This window comes from Xanthomonas cucurbitae, assembly GCF_002939885.1.
Classification (GTDB): domain Bacteria; phylum Pseudomonadota; class Gammaproteobacteria; order Xanthomonadales; family Xanthomonadaceae; genus Xanthomonas; species Xanthomonas cucurbitae.
This window is the reverse complement of sequence record NZ_MDED01000107.1, coordinates 1-1,048: the sequence shown is the minus strand read 5'-3', so window position 1 is coordinate 1,048 and position 1,048 is coordinate 1. Positions and strand designations below refer to the sequence as shown.

Below are 1,048 nucleotides of genomic sequence, written 5' to 3'. Positions count from 1 at the left end.
GATCTGGTCTTTGAGTTCGGGGCTGTAGCGGGCCATCGGGCTCTCCATCTGAGGATTCAGGGGAGCGGACAACTATCGTGACATGGGGGGGCTCGACATCTCGATGCGCCCCGCCCCGCGCCCCAATGGCAGAGAAATAGCGTCGGAAGGGCGGCGAGCCTCGCGCTCGGCTTGGGCCCGGCTATGACCATCGGGCACCGGCATGGCGCGCCCTTCTTGCTCGAACACAGCGATGATTTTTTGGAATGTCTCCTCATTGGATTCTTCGATTCGACGGTTTGCGTCCGAACGCTCCGACGGCTGGCCCCGTCGAGCCAGCGCGGTGCCGTTTTTGCCGACGTGCTTGGTGGGCTCCCGGGACAGGACGACGGCGGTAGCCAAGTCTCCACGAGCCAGTGCATCTTCGGCTTGGACCTCAAGTCGGCGGTGGTCCACCCGAATCTCAAGCGCCGCCTTCTCAAGGTGCGCGTTGATGGTGGAGGCGATGAGTTCGCGCACCCACTGCACCTCGACACGTCCCGACGGCCCGCCGTCCAGTTCCTTTGTCTTGTCCGTGAGACCGTCCGGCCCCATACGCCGCGTCGTGGCCAAGACATGGACGTGCCAGTTCAAGCCGTCCTTGCTGCCGGGGCTGTGGATGCTGGCCTGCGCCGCGAAGCCATAGCGCGCGACGAGCGCACGGGTGACTTCCACGGCCAGGTCTGACCGCTGGAGATCATCAAGTTCGTGGGGCAATGCAAACTCGAACTCCCGGGCGACCGTCGAATCTTTGCGACGCTCGGCAGCCTCCGCCGCCCGCCAGAGCTCAGCGGGGACCAGGGCCCAATCGGGCGCGTCCTCGGGAGCGATGCAGCGTGTTTCGACGACGCCGTCCCGCCGGCGGTAGTCGTGGCGCAAGCCGGTGAGCGCGTCCTCCAGCAGCAGACCGGCACGATAGGCGGCCGCTGCGATAGACGAACCTGATTAGCCCCATCCCTCAGCCAAGAAAGTTGCTTGCCATGCGCAAAACTCGCTCTGGGCAAGGCTTGCAGCGCATCAGCGCCGTCGC

Annotated in this window: 1 pseudogene; it reads right to left on the bottom strand. The window is 65.2% G+C overall.

The features are described 5' to 3' along the window. Positions 1-93: 93 nt before the first annotated feature. Positions 94-951, bottom strand: a pseudogene (locus tag XcuCFBP2542_RS18925) (MobA/MobL family protein); the annotation flags it as partial. Positions 952-1,048 lie beyond the last annotated feature (97 nt).